This window comes from Kitasatospora sp. NPDC048545 (assembly GCF_040651155.1).
Taxonomy (GTDB): domain Bacteria; phylum Actinomycetota; class Actinomycetes; order Streptomycetales; family Streptomycetaceae; genus Kitasatospora.
Genome location: NZ_JBEZIQ010000072.1, coordinates 1 through 16887 on the forward strand (window position 1 = coordinate 1; position 16887 = coordinate 16887).

General features: G+C 74.0%; 16 protein-coding genes. 13 read left to right on the forward strand and 3 right to left on the reverse strand.

What is annotated here, in order from left to right; all coding sequences use genetic code 11:
* The 3 genes from AB0D10_RS40395 to AB0D10_RS40405 form a co-directional block, all read left to right on the forward strand.
* A partial coding sequence (locus tag AB0D10_RS40395; protein WP_157846636.1) for an acyl-CoA dehydrogenase family protein occupies window positions 1-88 on the forward strand: 88 nt, incomplete at its 5' end.
* A 178-nt stretch (window positions 89-266) separates the two neighbouring features.
* A complete protein-coding gene (locus tag AB0D10_RS40400; protein WP_360266160.1) occupies window positions 267-1133 on the forward strand; it encodes an oxidoreductase in 867 nt (288 codons plus the stop codon).
* Window positions 1134-1264: 131 nt separating this feature from the next.
* A complete protein-coding gene (locus AB0D10_RS40405; protein WP_360266163.1) occupies window positions 1265-1732 on the forward strand; it encodes a GNAT family N-acetyltransferase in 468 nt (155 codons plus the stop codon).
* 133 nt (window positions 1733-1865) lie between these two features.
* Here AB0D10_RS40405 and AB0D10_RS40410 read toward each other — a convergent pair whose 3' ends face one another.
* Window positions 1866-2462, reverse strand: a complete 597-nt coding sequence (locus AB0D10_RS40410) for an NAD(P)H-dependent oxidoreductase (RefSeq protein ID WP_360266165.1) — start codon at window positions 2460-2462, stop codon at window positions 1866-1868.
* A gap of 71 nt (window positions 2463-2533) precedes the next feature.
* Here AB0D10_RS40410 and AB0D10_RS40415 point away from each other — a divergent pair, with 71 nt between their 5' ends.
* Window positions 2534-3190: a class I SAM-dependent methyltransferase gene (locus AB0D10_RS40415; RefSeq protein WP_360266168.1), complete on the forward strand. Its 657-nt coding sequence runs from the start codon at window positions 2534-2536 to the stop codon at window positions 3188-3190.
* 61 nt (window positions 3191-3251) lie between these two features.
* On the opposite strand, the gene AB0D10_RS40420 is transcribed toward AB0D10_RS40415, so the two are convergent.
* The gene (locus AB0D10_RS40420; RefSeq protein ID WP_360266255.1) at window positions 3252-3629 is read right to left on the reverse strand and encodes a MerR family transcriptional regulator; all 378 of its coding nucleotides are present in this window, start codon (window positions 3627-3629) and stop codon (window positions 3252-3254) included.
* A 122-nt stretch (window positions 3630-3751) separates the two neighbouring features.
* On the opposite strand from AB0D10_RS40420, the gene AB0D10_RS40425 reads away from it, so the two are divergent.
* The 4 genes from AB0D10_RS40425 (at window position 3752) to AB0D10_RS40440 (ending at window position 7198) form a co-directional block, all read left to right on the forward strand.
* Window positions 3752-4861, forward strand: coding sequence for an alkene reductase (locus AB0D10_RS40425; RefSeq protein ID WP_360266170.1), 1110 nt, complete (start codon window positions 3752-3754; stop codon window positions 4859-4861).
* Window positions 4862-4932: 71 nt separating this feature from the next.
* Window positions 4933-5427 (forward strand): peptidylprolyl isomerase, encoded by a 495-nt coding sequence (locus tag AB0D10_RS40430; protein WP_360266173.1) that lies wholly within the window; start codon window positions 4933-4935, stop codon window positions 5425-5427.
* A gap of 161 nt (window positions 5428-5588) precedes the next feature.
* Entirely contained in the window at window positions 5589-6380 is a 792-nt protein-coding gene (locus AB0D10_RS40435; RefSeq protein WP_360266176.1) for an arylamine N-acetyltransferase, read from the forward strand.
* A 212-nt stretch (window positions 6381-6592) separates the two neighbouring features.
* The gene (locus AB0D10_RS40440; protein ID WP_360266179.1) at window positions 6593-7198 is read left to right on the forward strand and encodes a hypothetical protein; all 606 of its coding nucleotides are present in this window, start codon (window positions 6593-6595) and stop codon (window positions 7196-7198) included.
* An 86-nt stretch (window positions 7199-7284) separates the two neighbouring features.
* Here AB0D10_RS40440 and AB0D10_RS40445 read toward each other — a convergent pair whose 3' ends face one another.
* Window positions 7285-8598, reverse strand: a complete 1314-nt coding sequence (locus AB0D10_RS40445; protein WP_360266181.1) for an LCP family protein — start codon at window positions 8596-8598, stop codon at window positions 7285-7287.
* 443 nt (window positions 8599-9041) lie between these two features.
* On the opposite strand from AB0D10_RS40445, the gene ssuE reads away from it, so the two are divergent.
* The 5 genes from ssuE (at window position 9042) to AB0D10_RS40470 (ending at window position 16768) form a co-directional block, all read left to right on the forward strand.
* Window positions 9042-9599 (forward strand): NADPH-dependent FMN reductase, encoded by a 558-nt coding sequence (gene ssuE, locus AB0D10_RS40450; protein ID WP_360266184.1) that lies wholly within the window; start codon window positions 9042-9044, stop codon window positions 9597-9599.
* 369 nt (window positions 9600-9968) lie between these two features.
* A complete protein-coding gene (locus AB0D10_RS40455) occupies window positions 9969-10736 on the forward strand; it encodes an ABC transporter ATP-binding protein (protein ID WP_360266258.1) in 768 nt (255 codons plus the stop codon).
* Window positions 10737-10753: 17 nt separating this feature from the next.
* Window positions 10754-13324, forward strand: coding sequence for an ABC transporter permease (locus AB0D10_RS40460; RefSeq protein WP_360266187.1), 2571 nt, complete (start codon window positions 10754-10756; stop codon window positions 13322-13324).
* Between the two features lie 181 nt (window positions 13325-13505).
* On the forward strand, window positions 13506-15557 hold the full coding sequence (locus tag AB0D10_RS40465; protein WP_360266190.1) for a hypothetical protein: 2052 nt from the start codon (window positions 13506-13508) through the stop codon (window positions 15555-15557).
* 170 nt (window positions 15558-15727) lie between these two features.
* Window positions 15728-16768: a glycosyltransferase family 2 protein gene (locus AB0D10_RS40470; protein ID WP_360266193.1), complete on the forward strand. Its 1041-nt coding sequence runs from the start codon at window positions 15728-15730 to the stop codon at window positions 16766-16768.
* Window positions 16769-16887 lie beyond the last annotated feature (119 nt).

The following is a 16887-nucleotide window of genomic DNA, read 5'->3' on the forward strand; positions in this document are numbered from 1 at the left end:
GCGGATGATGCGGGACGCGAAGATCACGCAGATCTACGAGGGCACCAACCAGGTCCAGCGGATCGTGATGGCCCGCAACCTCCCGTAACCCGGCCCGGCCGCGGAAACGCGGTCCAGGTGCTCTGCACGGCCCCCGATCGCCCGTCCGCGGTCGGGGGCCGTCGTTCGTCCGGCGTCGAGCCGTCCTGGACGGATCCCCCCGTCCGGTGTCATAAATGATCGTCAACTGACAGGCAGCGCACGACGATCGCGGGAGATCACGGATCATGGGCGACACCTTCGAACAGCACCCCGCCGGCAAGGTCTGGCTGGTCACCGGCGCCAACTCGGGCTTCGGGCAGGCGATCGCGGAGGCCGCCCTGGCGGCCGGCGACACCGTCGTCGCGGCCGCCCGGCGCCCCGAGACGCTGGCCGAGCTGGCCGCCGCCCACCCGGACCGGCTGGTCCCGGTCCGGCTGGATGTCACCGACCAGGAGCGGATCCCCGCCGTCGTCGCAGAGGCGGTGCGGCGGCACGGACGGATCGACGTCCTGGTGAACAACGCCGGGCGCGGCCTGATCGGCGCCGTCGAGGAGTACACCGACCGCGAACTGCGGGACCTGATGGAACTGCACTTCTTCGGCCCGGCCGCGCTCACCCGGGCCGTGCTGCCGCACATGCGCAGCCAGGGCTCGGGCGCGGTGGTGCAGATGAGCAGCATGGGCGGCCGCTTCTCGTTCCCGGGCGTGGGCGCCTACTCGGCCACCAAGTTCGCACTGGAGGGGCTGTCCGAGGCGCTCGCCCAGGAGGTCGCCGGGTTCGGGATCAAGGTGCTGGTCGTCGAACCGGGCGCGTTCCGGACCGGCTTCGCGGGGGGCGGCGCACTCGCCCACACCACCCCGATCGCCGCGTACGAGCCGGTGGTCGGCCAGGTCCGCACCGGCCTGCCGGACTCCGACGGCAAGCAGCCCGGCGACCCGGCGAGGGCGGCCGCGGCGATCCTGGCCGCCCTGGATGCCGAGCGGACCCCGCTGCGGCTCGCGCTCGGCAGCGACGCCGTGGACGCCGTCCTCGGCAACCTGGACGGCGCGCGACAGGAGGCCGAGGCCTGGGCGGCGGTCGGACGCGGCACCGACTTCCCGGCCGGCGAGTGACGGTCACGACGGCGGCGGGGCCGGTGCCGGCCGCGGTCGCGCCGACGGAGCCCTCCCCGGCCCGGGCCTGAGGGCCCGCGGCCGGGGAAAACCGTGCGACGGCGGGCGGCCCGCTCCGTAGGCTGCCCGCCATGTCCTCCACGCTGAGCCTGGCCCCCATCACCCCCGGGAACATCGACGCCGCCCTCGCCCTGCGAGTGCGCCCCGGGCAGGAGGACCTGGTCGCGCCGGTGGTGAAGTCGCTGGCCGAGGCGTACGCGTACGGGGAGACGGCCTGGCCCCGGCTGGTCCTGGACGACGGCAGGCCGGTCGGCTTCGTGATGGCCTTCTTCGACGTCCGCTTCCACCCGGAGCGGCCCGACGACCGCCCCCGCTCCGGCCTGTGGCGCCTGCTGGTCGACGCCGACGCGCAGCGCGGCGGCTTCGGCCGCTTCGCCGTCGAGCAGGTGTGCGCGGAGATCCGCCGCCGCGGCGGCACCCGCGCCACCGTCACGTACGTGCCCGGCCCGGGCGGCCCGGCGGAGTTCTACGCCCGCCTCGGGTTCCTGCCGACCGGTGAGCTGAGCGGTGACCAGACGGTGGCGGAGCTGGACCTCTAGGTCCGCCGCCGTTCGCTCACCGCCGTTTGCTCACCGCTGTCCGCTCACCACCGTCCATCCGCCGGCACGGCCCATCCGCCGGTACGGCCCACCCGCCGGCACGGTCTGCGGCCGGGCCGTTCCGCCGTCGGCCTCAGTCGAGCAGCGCCGCCGCCTGCTCCCGCGCCTGCCGCAGCCACTCGGCCCGCAGGGCGTCGGAGGAGTCGGTGACGGTGCGGAACACCGTCCGCCGTACGTCCGTGACCCCGACGTACGGCAGCACGCAGGCCGCCCAGATCCGCTCCAGCGGGTCGCCGAACTCGTCGCGTTCGCGGGCCTCGGGTGTGTCCGAGGTGTTGAGCACCAGGGCCCGTCCGGCCCGCAGCAGCCCGGCCGGTTCGCCGTCGGCCGTGCCGAGCTTGTACGCGACGCCGGGGGCCAGCACCCGCTGCACCCAGCCGGCCAGGACGGCGGGCGGCATGCCCCACCAGTTGGGGTGGATCAGCACCAGCGCGTCCAGGGTGGCCACTTCGGCGCGGTGCAGGGCTAGCCGGTGGTCGGTGGACTCCTCCGCGGAGTCCACCGTGCCGGTCTCCTCGGCGGTCAGCAGCGGCGCGAAGCCGTCCGCGTACAGGTCGTGGGCCCGTACCTCGCAGCCGCGCTCCCGCAGTTCGTCCACCACGGCCCGGTACAGCGCGTGGTTGAAACTGCCCGGCCGCGGATGCGCCAGGTAGACCCCGATCGTGCTCATCGTCCGTTCCCCTCCCGCTGGTTGGCGATGGCGATGTTACGTCCAGGGGGCGGCGGGTAGGGTCCCGGACCATGACCGAGCCGGACTTCCTCACCACGACCAGGGCGTTCTACGACGCGATCGCCGCCGACTACGCCGACCGCTTCCGGGACGCGATGGACACCATGCCGACGGACCGGGCCGTGCTGGCGCTCTTCGCCGAGCTGGTCCGCGCCGAGCGCCCGGACGGCCGGACGGCCGAACTCGGTTGTGGCCCGGGCCGGGTGACGCACCACCTGCACGAACTCGGCCTGGACGTGCGCGGGATCGACCTCTCGCCGCGGATGGTCGAGCTGGCCAGGGCGGCCTACCCGGAGGTGCCGTTCGAGGTCGGCTCGCTGTTCGACCTGCCGTTCCGGGACGGCGAGTTGACCGGTGCGGTGGCCTGGTACTCGATCATCCACACACCGGCGGAGCGCCTCCCGGAGGTGTTCGCCGAGTTCGCCCGGGTGCTCGCCCCCGGCGGCCGGCTGCTGCTGGCCTTCCAGGTCGGCGACGAGCCCCTGCACCTGGAGCGGCCCTTCGGCCACCCGGTGTCGTTGGACTTCCGTCGGCTGCGGCCGGAGCACGTCGAGGAGCTGGCCCGCGGGGCGGGCCTGCCGGTCACCTCCCGTACGGTCCGCGAGCCGGACGGCGAGGAGAAGAGCAGGCAGGCCTACTTGCTGGCCCGCAAGCCCGGCGGTCGGTAGCCCGGCGCCCGTAGCCGCCGTCCGGACCCGGGCCCTGTTCGGACCCGGGCCTCGTCCGGCCCTAGGCGGCCTCGGCGGGCGGCTGCCCGGAGGCGGTCGCGATCACCTCGTCCAGCACCTCGCGCGAGCGCAGCAGGTCGTCGATCGTCCGGTCGATCCGTTCGCGCTCGGCGGCGAGTTCCTCGACCAGCAGGGGGGTGGCGGTCTCGCTCGGGCCGCCGTCGGAGTCCCGCATGCAGGGGAGGATCTTGTAGATGGTGCGGCTGTGCAGCCCGGCCGCGAACAGTTCCTGGATGTGCACCACCCGGTCGACGGCCGCCTCCGGGTACTCCCGGTGGCCGCCGGCGGTGCGCCGGGCGACCAGCAGGCCCTGCTGCTCGTAGTAGCGCAGTGAGCGCTCGCTCACGCCCGTCCGCCGGGCCAGTTCGCCGATCCGCATGCCGTCCACCCCGTCATCCGATCCGAGCCGCGACGTTCCGTGCCCCGAGCGGGTTGCCCCGGAGGAGCGTCGCCTCGCAGGGCCTTGAACCTGACATCGATGTTAGCTTCTACGGTTCCGGCATGACGACGAACACCGAGACCGCCGGCCTCTTCCAGCCCGCCGACCTGGGCCCGCTGCGCCTCCCCAACCGCCTGGTGATGGCCCCGATGACCCGCACCCGGGCCGGTGCCGACGGTGTTCCGCAGCCGGTCATGGCCGAGTACTACGCGCAGCGCGCCGGTGCGGGGCTGATCGTTGCCGAGGCCACCACTCCCAACCGGGTCGGCCGGACGTACGCCGACATCCCTGCCGTCCACGCCCCCGAGCACGTGGCCGGCTGGCGCACCGTGACCGGTGCGGTCGCCGCGGCCGGCGGCCGGATGTTCCTGCAGCTCCAGCACGGCGGCCGGATCGGCCACCCGGAGAACAGCGGCCTGCACCCGGTCGCGCCCTCCCCGGTCGCCCTGCCCGGGACCGTCCACACGCCGAGCGGGCACCGGGAGGCCGTCGTCCCGAGGGAGCTCACCGTGGCGGAGATCCGGCAGACCGTGGCCGACTTCGCGTCCGCCGCCCGCAACGCCGTCGAGGCGGGCTTCGTCGGGGTCGAGGTGCACGGCGCCAACGGCTACCTGCTGCACCAGTTCCTCGCCCGGAACACCAACCGGCGCACCGACGCGTACGGCGGCCCGGTGGCCAACCGGATCCGCTTCGTGGTCGAGGTGGTCCGGGCGGTCGCGGCCGAGATCGGGCCCGACCGGGTGGGCCTGCGGGTCTCGCCCGGCTTCACCGGCCAGGGCATGGAGGAGGGGGACACCGCGGAGATCTACCGGGCGCTGACCGGCGAGCTCGCCGACGACGGCCTCGCCTACCTGCACGTGGTCTTCGCCGACCCGGAGGACGCCGTCTTCCGGGAGCTCCGCAAGTCCTGGCCGGGGCCCCTGATCGCCAACCCGGCGCTCGGCTGGGGCGGGCCGCTGCCCGAGGACGGCGGCCTGGCCGCGGCCGGGCGGCTGCTGGCGGCGGGCGCGGACCTGATCTCCTTCGGCCGCGGTTTCCTCGCCAACCCCGACCTGGTCGAGCGCCTGCGCACCGGTGCGCCGCTCAATCCGCTCCGTGACGGGCTGATGTACACCGGGGGAGTCGAGGGGTATACCGACTACCCGGCGCTGGCGGGCCGGCGGGCCGGATAACACGGCGTCCCCGGCCCGCTCCTTTCCGGGGGTACCGCGCGTGAGCGGGCCGCTCGTGCCATGATCCCTGCATGAGTTCCAACGTTTTCTTCGACATCACCATCAACGACGAGCCGGCCGGCCGTATCGTTTTCAAGCTGTTCGACGAGGTCGTCCCGAAGACGGCCCAGAACTTCCGCGAGCTGGCCACCGGCCAGAACGGCTTCGGCTACGAGGGCTCCGGCTTCCACCGCGTGATCCCGTCCTTCATGCTGCAGGGCGGTGACTTCACCAACCACAACGGCACCGGCGGCAAGAGCATCTACGGCGAGAAGTTCGCGGACGAGAACTTCCAGCTGAAGCACGACCGCCCGGGCCTGCTGTCGATGGCCAACGCCGGCCGCAACACCAACGGCTCGCAGTTCTTCATCACCACCATCGTGACCGACTGGCTGGACGGCAAGCACGTCGTCTTCGGCGAGGTCGTAGAGGGCATGGACCTGGTGAAGAAGATCGAGTCGCTCGGCTCGCAGAGCGGCCGCACCTCGGCCACGATCAAGATCGCCAAGTCCGGCGAGGTCAAGTAGTCAGCGCTGCCTCCGGCACGCGTACCGCCCCGGAGTGGGACGTCGGATCCGCCGACTTCCCACTCCGGGGCGGTGGCGCTTCCGGCCGCCCGCCCGCGGTGACGGGACCTAAGCCCAAGGACCGATTGGCCCGGTGCCCCCGGCCCGGCTGGAATGGGCGGATGGACCACGACAAGGCGTACGAGGAACTGGCGCCCGAGGCGCGGACGGCCTACCTGGAGCGGATCGGCGTGCCGGACCCCGGGGAGCCCTCGGCGCGGGAACTGGCGCGGCTGCAGCAGGCCCACCTCCGAGCCGTCCCCTTCGAGAACCTGAGCATCCACCTCGGCGAGCCCGTCGTCCTGGACCCGGCGGCCCTGGTGGCCAAGCTGGTGGACCGGCGGCGCGGCGGGTTCTGCTACGAACTGAACGGTGCGTTCGCCGAGTTGCTGCGCTCCCTGGGCTACCGGGTGAGCCTGCTGGCCGGCCGGGTCTTCGACGGGGAACGCCCCGGCCCGCCGTTCGACCACCTCGCGCTGCGGGTCGACCTGGACGAGCCCTGGCTGGCGGACGTCGGGTTCGGCCGGTTCAGCCGGCTCCCGCTGCGCCTCGACGAGCGGGGCCCGCAGTCCGACCCGCACGGCACGTTCACCGTGGTCCCGTACGGCGCCCACGGCGAGCTGGACGTCCGGATGGACGGCGCCCCGCAGTACCGCCTGGACCCGCGGCCGTACCCGCTCGCGGACTTCGCCCCGACCTGCTGGTGGCAGAGCACCTCGCCGGACTCGCACTTCACCCGCTCGACCACCTGCTCCGTCCTCACCGAGGACGGCGGCCGGACCACGCTCAGCGTCACCCGGCTCATCCGCACCGCGCCCGACGGCACCCGCTCCGAGCGGCAGCTCACCGCCGCCGAGACGCTGACCGCCTACCGGGAGCACTTCGGCATCGCGCTCGACCGGCTGCCAGGCTGAGGCCGGACCGGCGCGGGTGCGGGCGCGGGTGCGGGCGAGGTCGTGGACGGGCGGGTGGTCGGGCCGGGACGCGGGAGGGGCAGGGTAGCCGGGCGCGCGACCGTGCGGGGCGGAACCGGTCAATCCACCGGCCGTCGTCGCCGTCGTCCTACGCTCCTCGGAAGCGGGTCGTGCCGCGACCGAACTCGACTTTCCGGCAAGGTGGTTCACCGATGATCGAGCAGAGCGCCGACGACGGCGAGGTGACGTACGAGCAGGTGACGGTGGTCTCCCTGGCCTCCTGCGAACCGGTTTCCGGCGAACCGGCGGCCTCCTTCGAAGCGGTCGGCCCGGCCCGGTTCGCGGTCCGGGTCGTCCGCGAGGGCATGACCGTCAAGCGGGTCGCGGGCTACTGGGTGCGCTGGGACGAGCGCCGGGACGAGGAGGAGACCCGCCACCACGCGCGCTGGGTCGCCGACGAGGAGTACGTCCGGCCGGACACCGGCAGCCTGGACGGCACGCTCGCCGTGACGGTCGCCGCGTACTGGACGGACGGCGCGCGCGTCTTCTCCCGCCGGCCGAGCACGGAGACCGCGGTGATCTTCAGGCCCGGTGAGACCGAGCACGTCCTGGTGCTGGAACAGGCCGCGCCGCACCGCCCGGCCGCCCTGTCGGTGCAGCTGGCGCACGCCCGCTGGCTGGGCGGCGACGGGCAGCCGATCCACTACGGCTACTCGGGCGCGACCGAGGCCGCGGGCGGCGAGGGGGAGTGGCTGGTCCGCTTCCCGGAGTGCGGCACGGGCCTGCTGCCGTACGCCGGCCGGCCCGAGCCGGGATAGTCCCGGGCCCGCGCCGGCCGGGAGACGGCCCGATCCGGGAGACGGCCGGGGGCGGCCCGACGGCGTTCCGGCCGCCGGGCCGTGGCTCACTTGACGTCCGGCACCGCGGTGTCGTTCTTGAAGGCGTCGAAGACCTGCTTGGACTTGTTGGCGTCCCACAGTACGGCGGACTCGCCGGTCTTGGTCCGGTAGTCCGGGTTGCCGATCGGCACGGTGATGCTCTTGCCGCTGCCGCCGTTGACGTCCTTCATGGCGAGGAAGAGCGAGCCGAGGTCGGTCAGTCCGCAGTCGTCGTCGACGATCAGGGTGCCGAGCGCCGAGTCGACCAGCGGGTAGAAGGTGAACGGGTCGAGCAGGTTGCCCGGGGAGGCGGCCTGGTGGGCGAGGGCGCCGAGGAACTTCTGCTGGTTGCGCATCCGGCCGAGGTCTTGGTCGGCCATCTGGTGGCGCTGGCGGACGAAGGCCAGGGCCTGCTTGCCGGTGAGGGTCTGGTCGCCGGCCTGCAGGTCGAGGCCGGAGTCCTTGTCCTTGACGGGCTGGTCGATCTTCATCTCGACGCCGCCGATCGAGTCGACGACGCCGACGAAGCCGGCGAAGCCGATCTCCGCGTAGTGGTCGATGCGGATGCCGGTGTTCTGCTCGACGGTCTGGACGAGCAGGCGGCCGCCCCCGGCACCGAAGGCCGAGTTGATCTTCGCGGAGGTGCCCTTGACCGGCTTGCCGTTGCTGCCCGCGTGCTCGGGGATCGGCACCCAGGAGTCGCGCGGGATGCTCATCAGGGTGTTCCCGTTGTCCCCGACGTGCAGGATCATCATCGAGTCGCTGCGCTTGCCCTCGGTGTCGTGCCCGGTGTGCAGGTCGTCCTGCTCGGAGTCGGTGAGGCCCTGGCGGCTGTCGGAGCCGACGATCAGCCAGTTGGTGCCCTTGCCCGCGGCCGGGCGGCCCGGGTAGTCGGCGAGCACGTTCTCGTGGTTGAGCTTGGAGTCCGCCCAGAACCAGGTCGAGACGGCGGTCACCATGACGGCGATCAGCAGACCGAACACCGACCACTTGACGATCCGCCGCCGCGGCCAGCGCCCGGCCCGGGCACCGGCCGGCCGGGCACTGCCGGGCCCGCCCGGGCCACCGGGGCCTCCGGGGCCGCCGGGACCACTCGGCCCGTCCGGGCGCCCGGGACCGGTCGGGCCGCCGGGCCGGGTGCCCGGCGCGCCGGTCCCCTGCTGCGGGACGCCGCCGAGCCGGGACGGCCCCGGCTGCGCCGGCTGCGCGGGCGCGGACGACCCCGGGCCGCGCGGGTTCAGCGAGGCCGGCAGCGGCGGCTCGGCCGCCGAGCCGCCGCCGCCGGTGCCGCCGTACGGGTTCCCGCCGCCCGCCGGGCGGCCCTCCTGCCACGTGTTCATGCCGTCGAGGATGCCCGACCCCGGTGGGGCTGACTCCCCCCGGGGGGCCCACCGGGCCTCTTGTAGCCGTTTTGATGCACGTACCGGATCGTTCCGCCGCAAGGTCCGCAGAGCCCTCGGTAAAGCCCACGCGGCCCTCGGCAGAGCCCGCGCGGCCCTCCGTAACGTTCGGACACCCGGCGTTCCGGAGGCTGAAACGTTTCTTGACCGGCTCGAACACGGCGTGTTTGCATTTCGGACATGGATCAGCCTGCACTCACGCGTCGGCGGTACGTCGACCTGCGGCGCGGTGTGGCCTGTTCGCTCTGTCGCGGCTGACGCGCGCCCGTCGAAACCCGCACGTCCACCGACGTAGCGCCCCCGGCACCGGCCCCACCCCGGTGACCCCGCAGCGCCTTCCCCCGCTGCGCAGCGCCGCCCCGCTTCCAGCCAGAGGTGAACCCATGGCCGTCGTCCTGTCCGTTTCCGGCTCCCCGTCCGCCACCTCCCGCACCACCCGCCTGCTGCGCCACGTCGACGCGCGGCTGGCGGACCGCGGCCATCACGTCGTCCCCTTCGAGGCCCGCAGCCTTCCCGCGCACGCCCTGCTGTCGGGTGACTTCGACCACCCCGAGATCGTCGCCGTCACCGAGCTGTTCGCCCGTGCCGACGGCGTCGTCATCGGCACCCCCGTCTACAAGGCCGCCTACTCGGGCCTGCTGAAAGCCCTGCTGGACGTGCTCCCGCAGTACGCGCTCGCGGGCAAGACCGTCCTGCCGCTGGCCACCGGCGGCTCGTCCGCGCACGTCCTCGCGGTGGACTACGCGCTGCGTCCGGTGCTCAGCTCGATGGGTGCCGGCCACATCACGCAGGGCTGGTTCGTGCTCGACCGCCACGTCACCGCCCGGGAGGACGGCACGACCCTGCTGGAGCGCGAGACCGAGAGCCTGCTGACCCCGGTCGTCGAGGGCTTCGCCACGGCCCTGGAGCGGCTGTCCGCTCCGGCGCTGAGCGGCTGCTGACCGGCCGCCGGCCGGCGCCGACCGGTCGGTGACCAGCGCCGCGGCCCGTACGGGGCGTCCCCGATACGGGCCGCGGCGACCCCTAGGGGGAGGCGCGCCGCGCCCCGTAGAACCTTGGTTGAGCCGCTTCATTCCGTCGGATGACGAGCCGTCCGCCGTCCGCTCCTAACGTGGTTCACACATCCCCGCCCGCCAGGAAGCGGCCCGATCCGGTCGGGTCCGGCAGCCCGGTCCACCGGGAGGGTGGGGCTGACTCCCGGTCGAGGACTACCGCTGGCACCATGTCGCCAGGCGGGCGGACCCGTGAGGCTGGGGCAACGGGTGAGCGCATCTTCTTAGGAGACTCCAGTGACGACGGCAGCAGCAGCCGTGTACGACCCCCAGCTTCCCGGCGGAGCCCCCGCCGTCGCCGCTTCGGCCCGTCAGGTCACCAAGGCGTACGGCTCGGGCGAGACCAAGGTGACCGCGCTCGACGCGGTCGACGTCGACATCCAGCGCGGCCGCTTCACCGCGATCATGGGCCCGTCGGGCTCCGGCAAGTCGACCCTGATGCACTGCCTGGCCGGGCTCGACACGGTCAGCGGCGGGCGGATCTGGATCGGCGACACCGAGATCACCGGCCTCAAGGACAAGCAGCTGACCAGATTGCGCCGGGACAAGATCGGCTTCATCTTCCAGGCGTTCAACCTGCTGCCGACCCTGAACGCGCTGGAGAACATCACGCTGCCGATGGACATCGCGGGCCGCAAGCCCGACCAGGCCTGGCTGGACCAGGTGGTGGAGACCGTCGGCCTGGCCGGCCGGCTGAAGCACCGTCCGACCCAGCTCTCCGGCGGCCAGCAGCAGCGCGTCGCGGTGGCCCGGGCGCTGGCCGCCCGCCCCGAGATCATCTTCGGTGACGAGCCCACCGGGAACCTGGACTCCCGGGCCGGCGCCGAGGTGCTGACCTTCCTGCGCCGCTCGGTGGACGAGCTGGGCCAGACCATGGTGATGGTCACCCACGACCCGGTCGCCGCCGGCTACGCGGACCGCGTGCTCTTCCTCGCCGACGGCGTGCTCGTCGACGAGATGCACGCGCCCACCGCCGACTCCGTCCTCGAACGCATGCGCCGTTTCGACGGCAAGCGCACCAGCTGAGCGGCGGGACGACGACCATGCTGCTCAAGACCTCACTGCGGAGCTTCTTCGCCCACAAGGGCCGGATGGCGCTCTCGCTCATCGCCGTCGTGCTGTCGGTGGCCTTCGTCTCCGGCACCCTGGTGTTCTCCAACACCGCCACCAGCACCTTCGACAGGCTCTTCGCCGCGACCGCCTCCGACGTCTCGGTCCAGCCGCCCAAGCCGGCCGAGGACGACGACCAGCAGGCCGCCGTCAAGCCGTCGACGGTCCCGGTCGCGCTCGCCGACCAGGTCGCCGCGGTGCCCGGCGTGAAGAAGGCCGTCGGCCAGGTCATGGTCGGGAACGCGATCCTGGTCGACCCGGCCACCAACAAGCTGGTCGGCCCGACCAGCGGCGCGCCCACCCTGCTCGGCAACTGGACCGACACCCCGCGCAACCCGCTCACCATCACCTCCGGCCACGCGCCGCAGAGCTCCGGCGAGCTGGTGCTGGACGCGGACACCGCGAAGAAGGCCAAGCTCGGCCTCGGCGCCAAGGTCCGGGTCGAGAACTCCGGCGGCAAGCACGACTTCACCGTCGTCGGCATCGCCACCTTCACCGCCACCAACCCGGGCGCGGCGCTCGGCTTCCTGGACACCCCGACCGCCCAGCAGCTGCTGCTCGGTGAGCCGGCCTACACCTCCGTCGAGGCCTTCGGCGACGGCAGCCGCAGCAACGACCAGCTCAAGGCCGCGGCGGCGGCCAAGATCGGCGGCGACTACCAGGTCAAGACCGCGGCCGAGCAGAAGGACGAGAACGCCAAGCAGGTCGGCAGCGGCCTCGACTTCATGAAGTACGCGATGCTCGGCTTCGCCTTCGTCTCGGCGATCGTCGGCGGGTTCCTGATCATCAACACCTTCTCGATGCTGGTCGCCCAGCGCACCCGGGAGATCGGGCTGCTGCGCGCCGTCGGCGGCAGCCGCCGGCAGGTCAACCGCTCGGTGCTGGTCGAGGCGCTGATCCTGGGCGTGCTCGGCTCGACCCTCGGGGTCGCGGCCGGCCTGGGGGTCGCGGTCGGCCTGATCAAGCTGATGAACGCGATCGGCATGGACCTCAAGGCGGCCGACCTGCAGATCGGGCCGGACGTGTTCGTCGCCGGCTACGCGCTCGGCATCGTGGTCACCCTGGTCGCGGCCTGGTTCCCGGCCCGCCGGGCCAGCCGGATCTCGCCGATGGCCGCCCTGCGCGACCACGGCACCCCGGCCGAGGGCCGCGCCAACGCGGTCCGCACGGCGGTCGGCCTGCTGCTGACGGCGGGCGGCGGCGCGCTGCTGGTGCTCGGCGCGCGGTCGGAGAAGGCGGCCACCGGCGGGCAGTACCTGGGCCTGGGCGTGGTGCTCACCCTGGTCGGCTTCGTGGTGCTCGGCCCGCTGCTGGCCTCGGCCATCGTCCGGGTGCTCGGCGCGGTGCTGCCGGCCGTGTTCGGGCCGTCCGGCAAGCTGGCCCAGCGCAACGCGATGCGCAACCCGCGCCGTACCGGTGCCACCGCCGCCGCGCTGATGATCGGCCTGGCGCTGGTGATCGCCTCCGCGGTGTTCAGCTCCTCGGCGGTCACCTCGGCCAGTGCGCAGATCGACAAGTCGGTCGGCGTGGACTACATCATCGCCGGCGGCCGCACCGAGGTCACCCCGGAGATGCTGGACATCGTGCGCCGGACCCCGGGCATCGACCACGTCACCACCCAGAGGGGCTTCCAGGCCGCCAAGGTCCAGTTGTCCGACGGGCAGAAGGCGAAGACCGACCTGACCGCCGTACCGCCCGCCTTCTTCGCCACCGACTTCCGGCCGACCGTCAAGTCCGGTGCGGTGGAATCGATCGGGCGCGGCTCGCTGGGCATCGGCGAGGCCTTCGCCAAGGCGCACGGCCTGAAGGTCGGCGACCGGGTGACCGTCGACTACGGCAAGGGCCGTACCCAGGAGCTGCCGGTCGGCGCGGTCTTCGCCAAGGGCGAGCTGTTCGGCGACGGTTCCTTCGTCGCCATGGACACCATGGCCAAGGTGGTCCCGGCCGCCGAACAGCCGCCGGTGTGGACCTTCTTCGCCAAGGCCTCCTCCGGTGCGGACGTCGCCAAGACGCTGACCGCCCTGCAGGACGGGCTCAAGGAGTACCCGCAGCTGACCGTCAAGGACCAGGCCGGCTACAAGGAACTGGTGCAGTCCCAGGTCAACACCCTGCTCTACCTGATCTACGGGCTGGTCGCCCTCTCGATCACGGTCGCGGTGCTCGGCGTCGTCAACACCCTGGCGCTGTCGGTGGTCGAGCGGACCCGGGAGATCGGCCTGCTGCGGGCGATCGGGCTCTCCCGCCGCCAGCTGCGCCGGATGATCCGGCTGGAGTCCGTGGTGATCGCGGTGTTCGGCGCCGTCCTCGGCACCGGGCTGGGCCTCGCCTGGGGCGTCACCGTGCAGGGGGTCCTGCGGGACCAGGGCCTCGCGACGCTCTCCGTCCCCACCACCACGATCGCGATCACCCTGGTCTCCTCGGTGGTGATCGGCCTGGTCGCCGCCCTCGTCCCGGCCTTCCGGGCCGGACGGATGAACGTCCTCGCCGCCATCGCGACGGACTGATCCGGCGCCGGGGGGCGCCGGACCGGGACCGGGGGCAGGGGCCGGGTGCACACCGCACCCGGCCCCTGCCGCGTGCCGTGCCGGGCCCCTCCGCGGGGCCGCTCCGTCCGGGCCCGCCGGGGCACCGCCCCCGCTGCCCCTGACGCGCGTTCAGCCCCAGGGCGGCTGAGATGATCGTCCGATGTTCCCCTCGGACGCCCCGCCACTGCCCAGCGCCGCGCCCCTCACCGTCGCGGCCGCCGCCCGCTGGCGCGTCGCCCGCACGGCCTGGCGGCTGGACGGCCGCTGGCTCGCCCTGCTGCCGGTCGCGTTCGCGGTGCTGGCCACCGCGGTGGAGCCCGCCGCCGCCCGCTGCAACGTCCAGGGGGTCTGCCGGGACACCTGGGGATCGGCGCTGGCCGGCTGGTCGGTCCTGGCCGAGGTGGTCCTGCTGGCCACCAGGATCCGGATCCGGGCGCTGGTCCCGCCCGTGGTCCTGGCCCTGCTCTGGTACCTGCCGGAGGGCCTGGTCACCCCGCTCGCCCGCTGGTCGGCGGTACTGCTCCACGTGCTGCTCACCGTCGTCCTGCTGAGCGCCGAGGCGGGCCGCCGCCGCGCCCGCCAGCAGCTGGACGAACTGATGGCCCCGCCCGTCCCCTTCCCGTGGACGGCCGCGGGAGGGCCCTCGCCCGTCCCCTTCCCCTGGACGGCCGCCGGCACGCACCCGCCCGTCCACCGCGACACCCCGCCCGCGCTGAGCCGCACCCTCGGCGTCCTGCTGCTCGTCGTCGCCGCGGCCTTCCCGCTGTACGGGTTCTGGGCGCAGGCCCGGGCGGACGCGGCCGCCGAGCGGTCCGTCCGGGTGACCGGCACCGCGGGCACGACCGACCGGGACGACGTGCTGACCGTCCGCTTCCAGCCGCCCGGCGGCGGCCCCGAGCGCACCGCCGCCCTGGACGTCTGGTGGCAGCGGCGGCCGCAGCCCGGCGAGACCGTCCCGCTGCTGGTGGACGGCGACTCCGTCCGCGCCCTCGGCGACGACTACGACGTCTCCGGCCAACTGAGCGCCGGCGGTCTGATCGCCCTGCCCGGCCTGGTGCTGCTCGGCACGGCCGCCGTCGGCAGCGCCCGCCGCGCCCGACCGGCCTTCGAGGGGTCCGCCCCAGCGCTCGCCGTCCGGGTCCGCGCCGATGCCCGCGGCGACCTGCTGGTCCAGCCGCTGGACGGCCCGCCGGACGGGCCGGGGCTGTGGCGCCTGGTCGAGCGCGACCGCTACCGCTGGGCCGCCGCAGGCGCCCCGGACGAGGCGGGACCGGCCTGGGTGCCGGAGTTCCACAAGACCGCCGGCGAGGAAGCCGACTACCCCGACCTGCTGCGCGGCCACGAGGACGACAGGGCGGAGGACGAAGAGGACTACGACGACTGCGAGGAGGTCTTCGACCGCGCGACCCCCGCCGAGGCCGCCGCGCTGCTGGCCCGGGCCGGCCGCAGCGTGCCCGCCGTGCTGTACCGCGGCCCCGACGGCATCGACCACCAACTCCTCGTCCGCCCCGGCCTGTTGCACGGAGACCCGCACTGGGTGGCGGCCGTGGTCGCCCCCGCTGCCCGGGCCCCGCGGCTCAGCCGCCGCACCGAGCGCTACCGCGAGCGCGAACTCGCCGTCGCCGCGTTGACCGCCGAGACGGTGGCCGCCGCCCCTGCGGCCGGCCCGGGCACCGCGCCGGTGGCCGCCCGCCGCTGGGAGATGCCGGCGCCGCTGCGGGCGGCCGCCGGGCCGGTGGCGGCGCTGCTGGTCGCCGCCGCCGTGGTGCTGCTCGACGACGACGGCTGGTGGGAGAACCTGGTCCGCCCGCTGTGGATCGGTTCGATGGCGATCCTCGCCTGCGCCCAGACGCTGTCCTGGCAGATGGTGGCCGACCGCCACGGCCTGCGGGTCGCCACCGCGCTGCGCACCCGCAGCTTCCGCTGGGCGGAGATCAACGCGGCCGCGGTCCACCGGAACCTGCTCACCATCCGGCTGCGCGGCGGCAGGGAGTTCTCCGTCGCCAGCCGCCCCGCGGTCTGGCTGGCCGGTCACTTCGGCGACCGGTACGACCCGGTGGCGCTCGCCCGGACGGTGGCCACCGCCGCCCACCGGCCCGACCTGCGCCCGGACCGGGTCCTGCCGGACCGGCTGGGCGGCCCGCAGCACCTGGCGAACCGGCTCTCGCTGGTCGGCTACGCGGTGTTCACCGTGGCCCACTACGCACTCTGAACCCGTACCGGACCCGTGTCGCAGGGGCGCCGGAACCACTCCGTCCGGGCCCGCGCCGCCGGGCGGGCACGTATTCTTGATCACAGTCCCGGCGCGGGGGCGCGAGGGGCGCGCGGCGGCCCGGACCGGGACGAGACGAGGACGCGTCCGCACCGGTACGGTGGGCCCCGATGAACACCAAGGCTGCTGAGGAGCTGCCGGCTGTCTCCGTGATCATGCCGGTGCTCAACGAGGAACGTCACCTGCGCACGGCCGTCCGGCGCATCCTGGACCAGGAGTACCCGGGGCCGATGGAGGTGGTGATCGCCCTCGGCCCGTCCCGCGACCGCACCGACGAGATCGCCGCCGAGCTGGTCGCCGAGGACCCGCGGGTGCGGACGGTGGCGAACCCCACCGGCCGGACGCCCGCCGGGCTGAACGCCGCGATCAGGGGCTCCCGCCATCCGATAGTGGTGCGCGTGGACGGCCACGGCCTGCTCACCCCCGGCTACATCGCGACCGCGGTCCGGCTGCTCGGCGAGATGGAGGCCGCGAACGTCGGCGGCATCATGCACGCCGAGGGCGAGACCGAGTGGGAGAACGCGGTCGCCGCCGCGATGACCTCCAAGCTCGGCGTCGGCAACGCCGCCTTCCACACCGGAGGCCTGGCCGGCCCGGCGGACACCGTCTACCTCGGGGTGTTCCGGCGCGAGGTGCTGGAGAAGCTGGGCGGGTACAACGAGGAGTTCATCCGCGCCCAGGACTGGGAGCTGAACTACCGCATCCGCCAGGACGGCGGCCTGGTCTGGTTCACCCCGCAGCTCAAGGTGACCTACCGCCCCCGGCCCTCGGTGCGGGCGCTGGCCAAGCAGTACAAGGACTACGGCCGCTGGCGCCGGGTCGTCACCCGCTACCACCGCGGCTCGGTCAACCTGCGCTACCTCGCCCCGCCGTCCGCGCTGCTGGCGGTCACCCTCGGGCTGGTGCTCGGCGCCGCCGTCCACCCGGCCTTCCTCGCGGTGCCCGGCGCCTACCTGCTGGGCATCGTCGGCGGCGCCGTGACCGAGGGCCGCGGCCTGTCAGCCAAGGCCAGGGCGATGCTCCCGGTGGCGTTCGCGACCATGCACCTCAGCTGGGGCTTCGGCTTCCTCACCTCGCCGCGTTCGCTGGCGCGCCGGGTGATCGCCAGCGTCGGCCCGTCCGCCGAGGATGTGCTCTCCAAGACCGGCTGACGCCCCGTCGCGACCGCCGTCTCCGCCGCCTCCGCCGCTCGCGGGGGCGGCGGAGCCGTGTGGAGGGCCGAGCCGGGCGCGGGCGTCGACGGCCGGGCCGACCGGGCCTCGTCGGGCCG

What these genes read in the sequence shown, in the direction of transcription:
- AB0D10_RS40435 (WP_360266176.1), top strand. Translation starts at nt 5,589, where the DNA reads ATGGACCACGACAAGGCGTACGAGGAACTGGCGCCCGAGGCGCGGACG.
- AB0D10_RS40410 (WP_360266165.1), bottom strand. Translation starts at nt 2,462, where the DNA reads ATGAGCACGATCGGGGTCTACCTGGCGCATCCGCGGCCGGGCAGTTTC.
- AB0D10_RS40405 (WP_360266163.1), top strand. Translation starts at nt 1,265, where the DNA reads ATGTCCTCCACGCTGAGCCTGGCCCCCATCACCCCCGGGAACATCGAC.
- ssuE (WP_360266184.1), top strand. Translation starts at nt 9,042, where the DNA reads ATGGCCGTCGTCCTGTCCGTTTCCGGCTCCCCGTCCGCCACCTCCCGC.
- AB0D10_RS40430 (WP_360266173.1), top strand. Translation starts at nt 4,933, where the DNA reads ATGAGTTCCAACGTTTTCTTCGACATCACCATCAACGACGAGCCGGCC.
- AB0D10_RS40465 (WP_360266190.1), top strand. Translation starts at nt 13,506, where the DNA reads ATGTTCCCCTCGGACGCCCCGCCACTGCCCAGCGCCGCGCCCCTCACC.
- AB0D10_RS40400 (WP_360266160.1), top strand. Translation starts at nt 267, where the DNA reads ATGGGCGACACCTTCGAACAGCACCCCGCCGGCAAGGTCTGGCTGGTC.
- AB0D10_RS40425 (WP_360266170.1), top strand. Translation starts at nt 3,752, where the DNA reads ATGACGACGAACACCGAGACCGCCGGCCTCTTCCAGCCCGCCGACCTG.
- AB0D10_RS40440 (WP_360266179.1), top strand. Translation starts at nt 6,593, where the DNA reads ATGATCGAGCAGAGCGCCGACGACGGCGAGGTGACGTACGAGCAGGTG.
- AB0D10_RS40445 (WP_360266181.1), bottom strand. Translation starts at nt 8,598, where the DNA reads ATGAACACGTGGCAGGAGGGCCGCCCGGCGGGCGGCGGGAACCCGTAC.
- AB0D10_RS40470 (WP_360266193.1), top strand. Translation starts at nt 15,728, where the DNA reads ATGAACACCAAGGCTGCTGAGGAGCTGCCGGCTGTCTCCGTGATCATG.
- AB0D10_RS40460 (WP_360266187.1), top strand. Translation starts at nt 10,754, where the DNA reads ATGCTGCTCAAGACCTCACTGCGGAGCTTCTTCGCCCACAAGGGCCGG.
- AB0D10_RS40415 (WP_360266168.1), top strand. Translation starts at nt 2,534, where the DNA reads ATGACCGAGCCGGACTTCCTCACCACGACCAGGGCGTTCTACGACGCG.
- AB0D10_RS40420 (WP_360266255.1), bottom strand. Translation starts at nt 3,629, where the DNA reads ATGCGGATCGGCGAACTGGCCCGGCGGACGGGCGTGAGCGAGCGCTCA.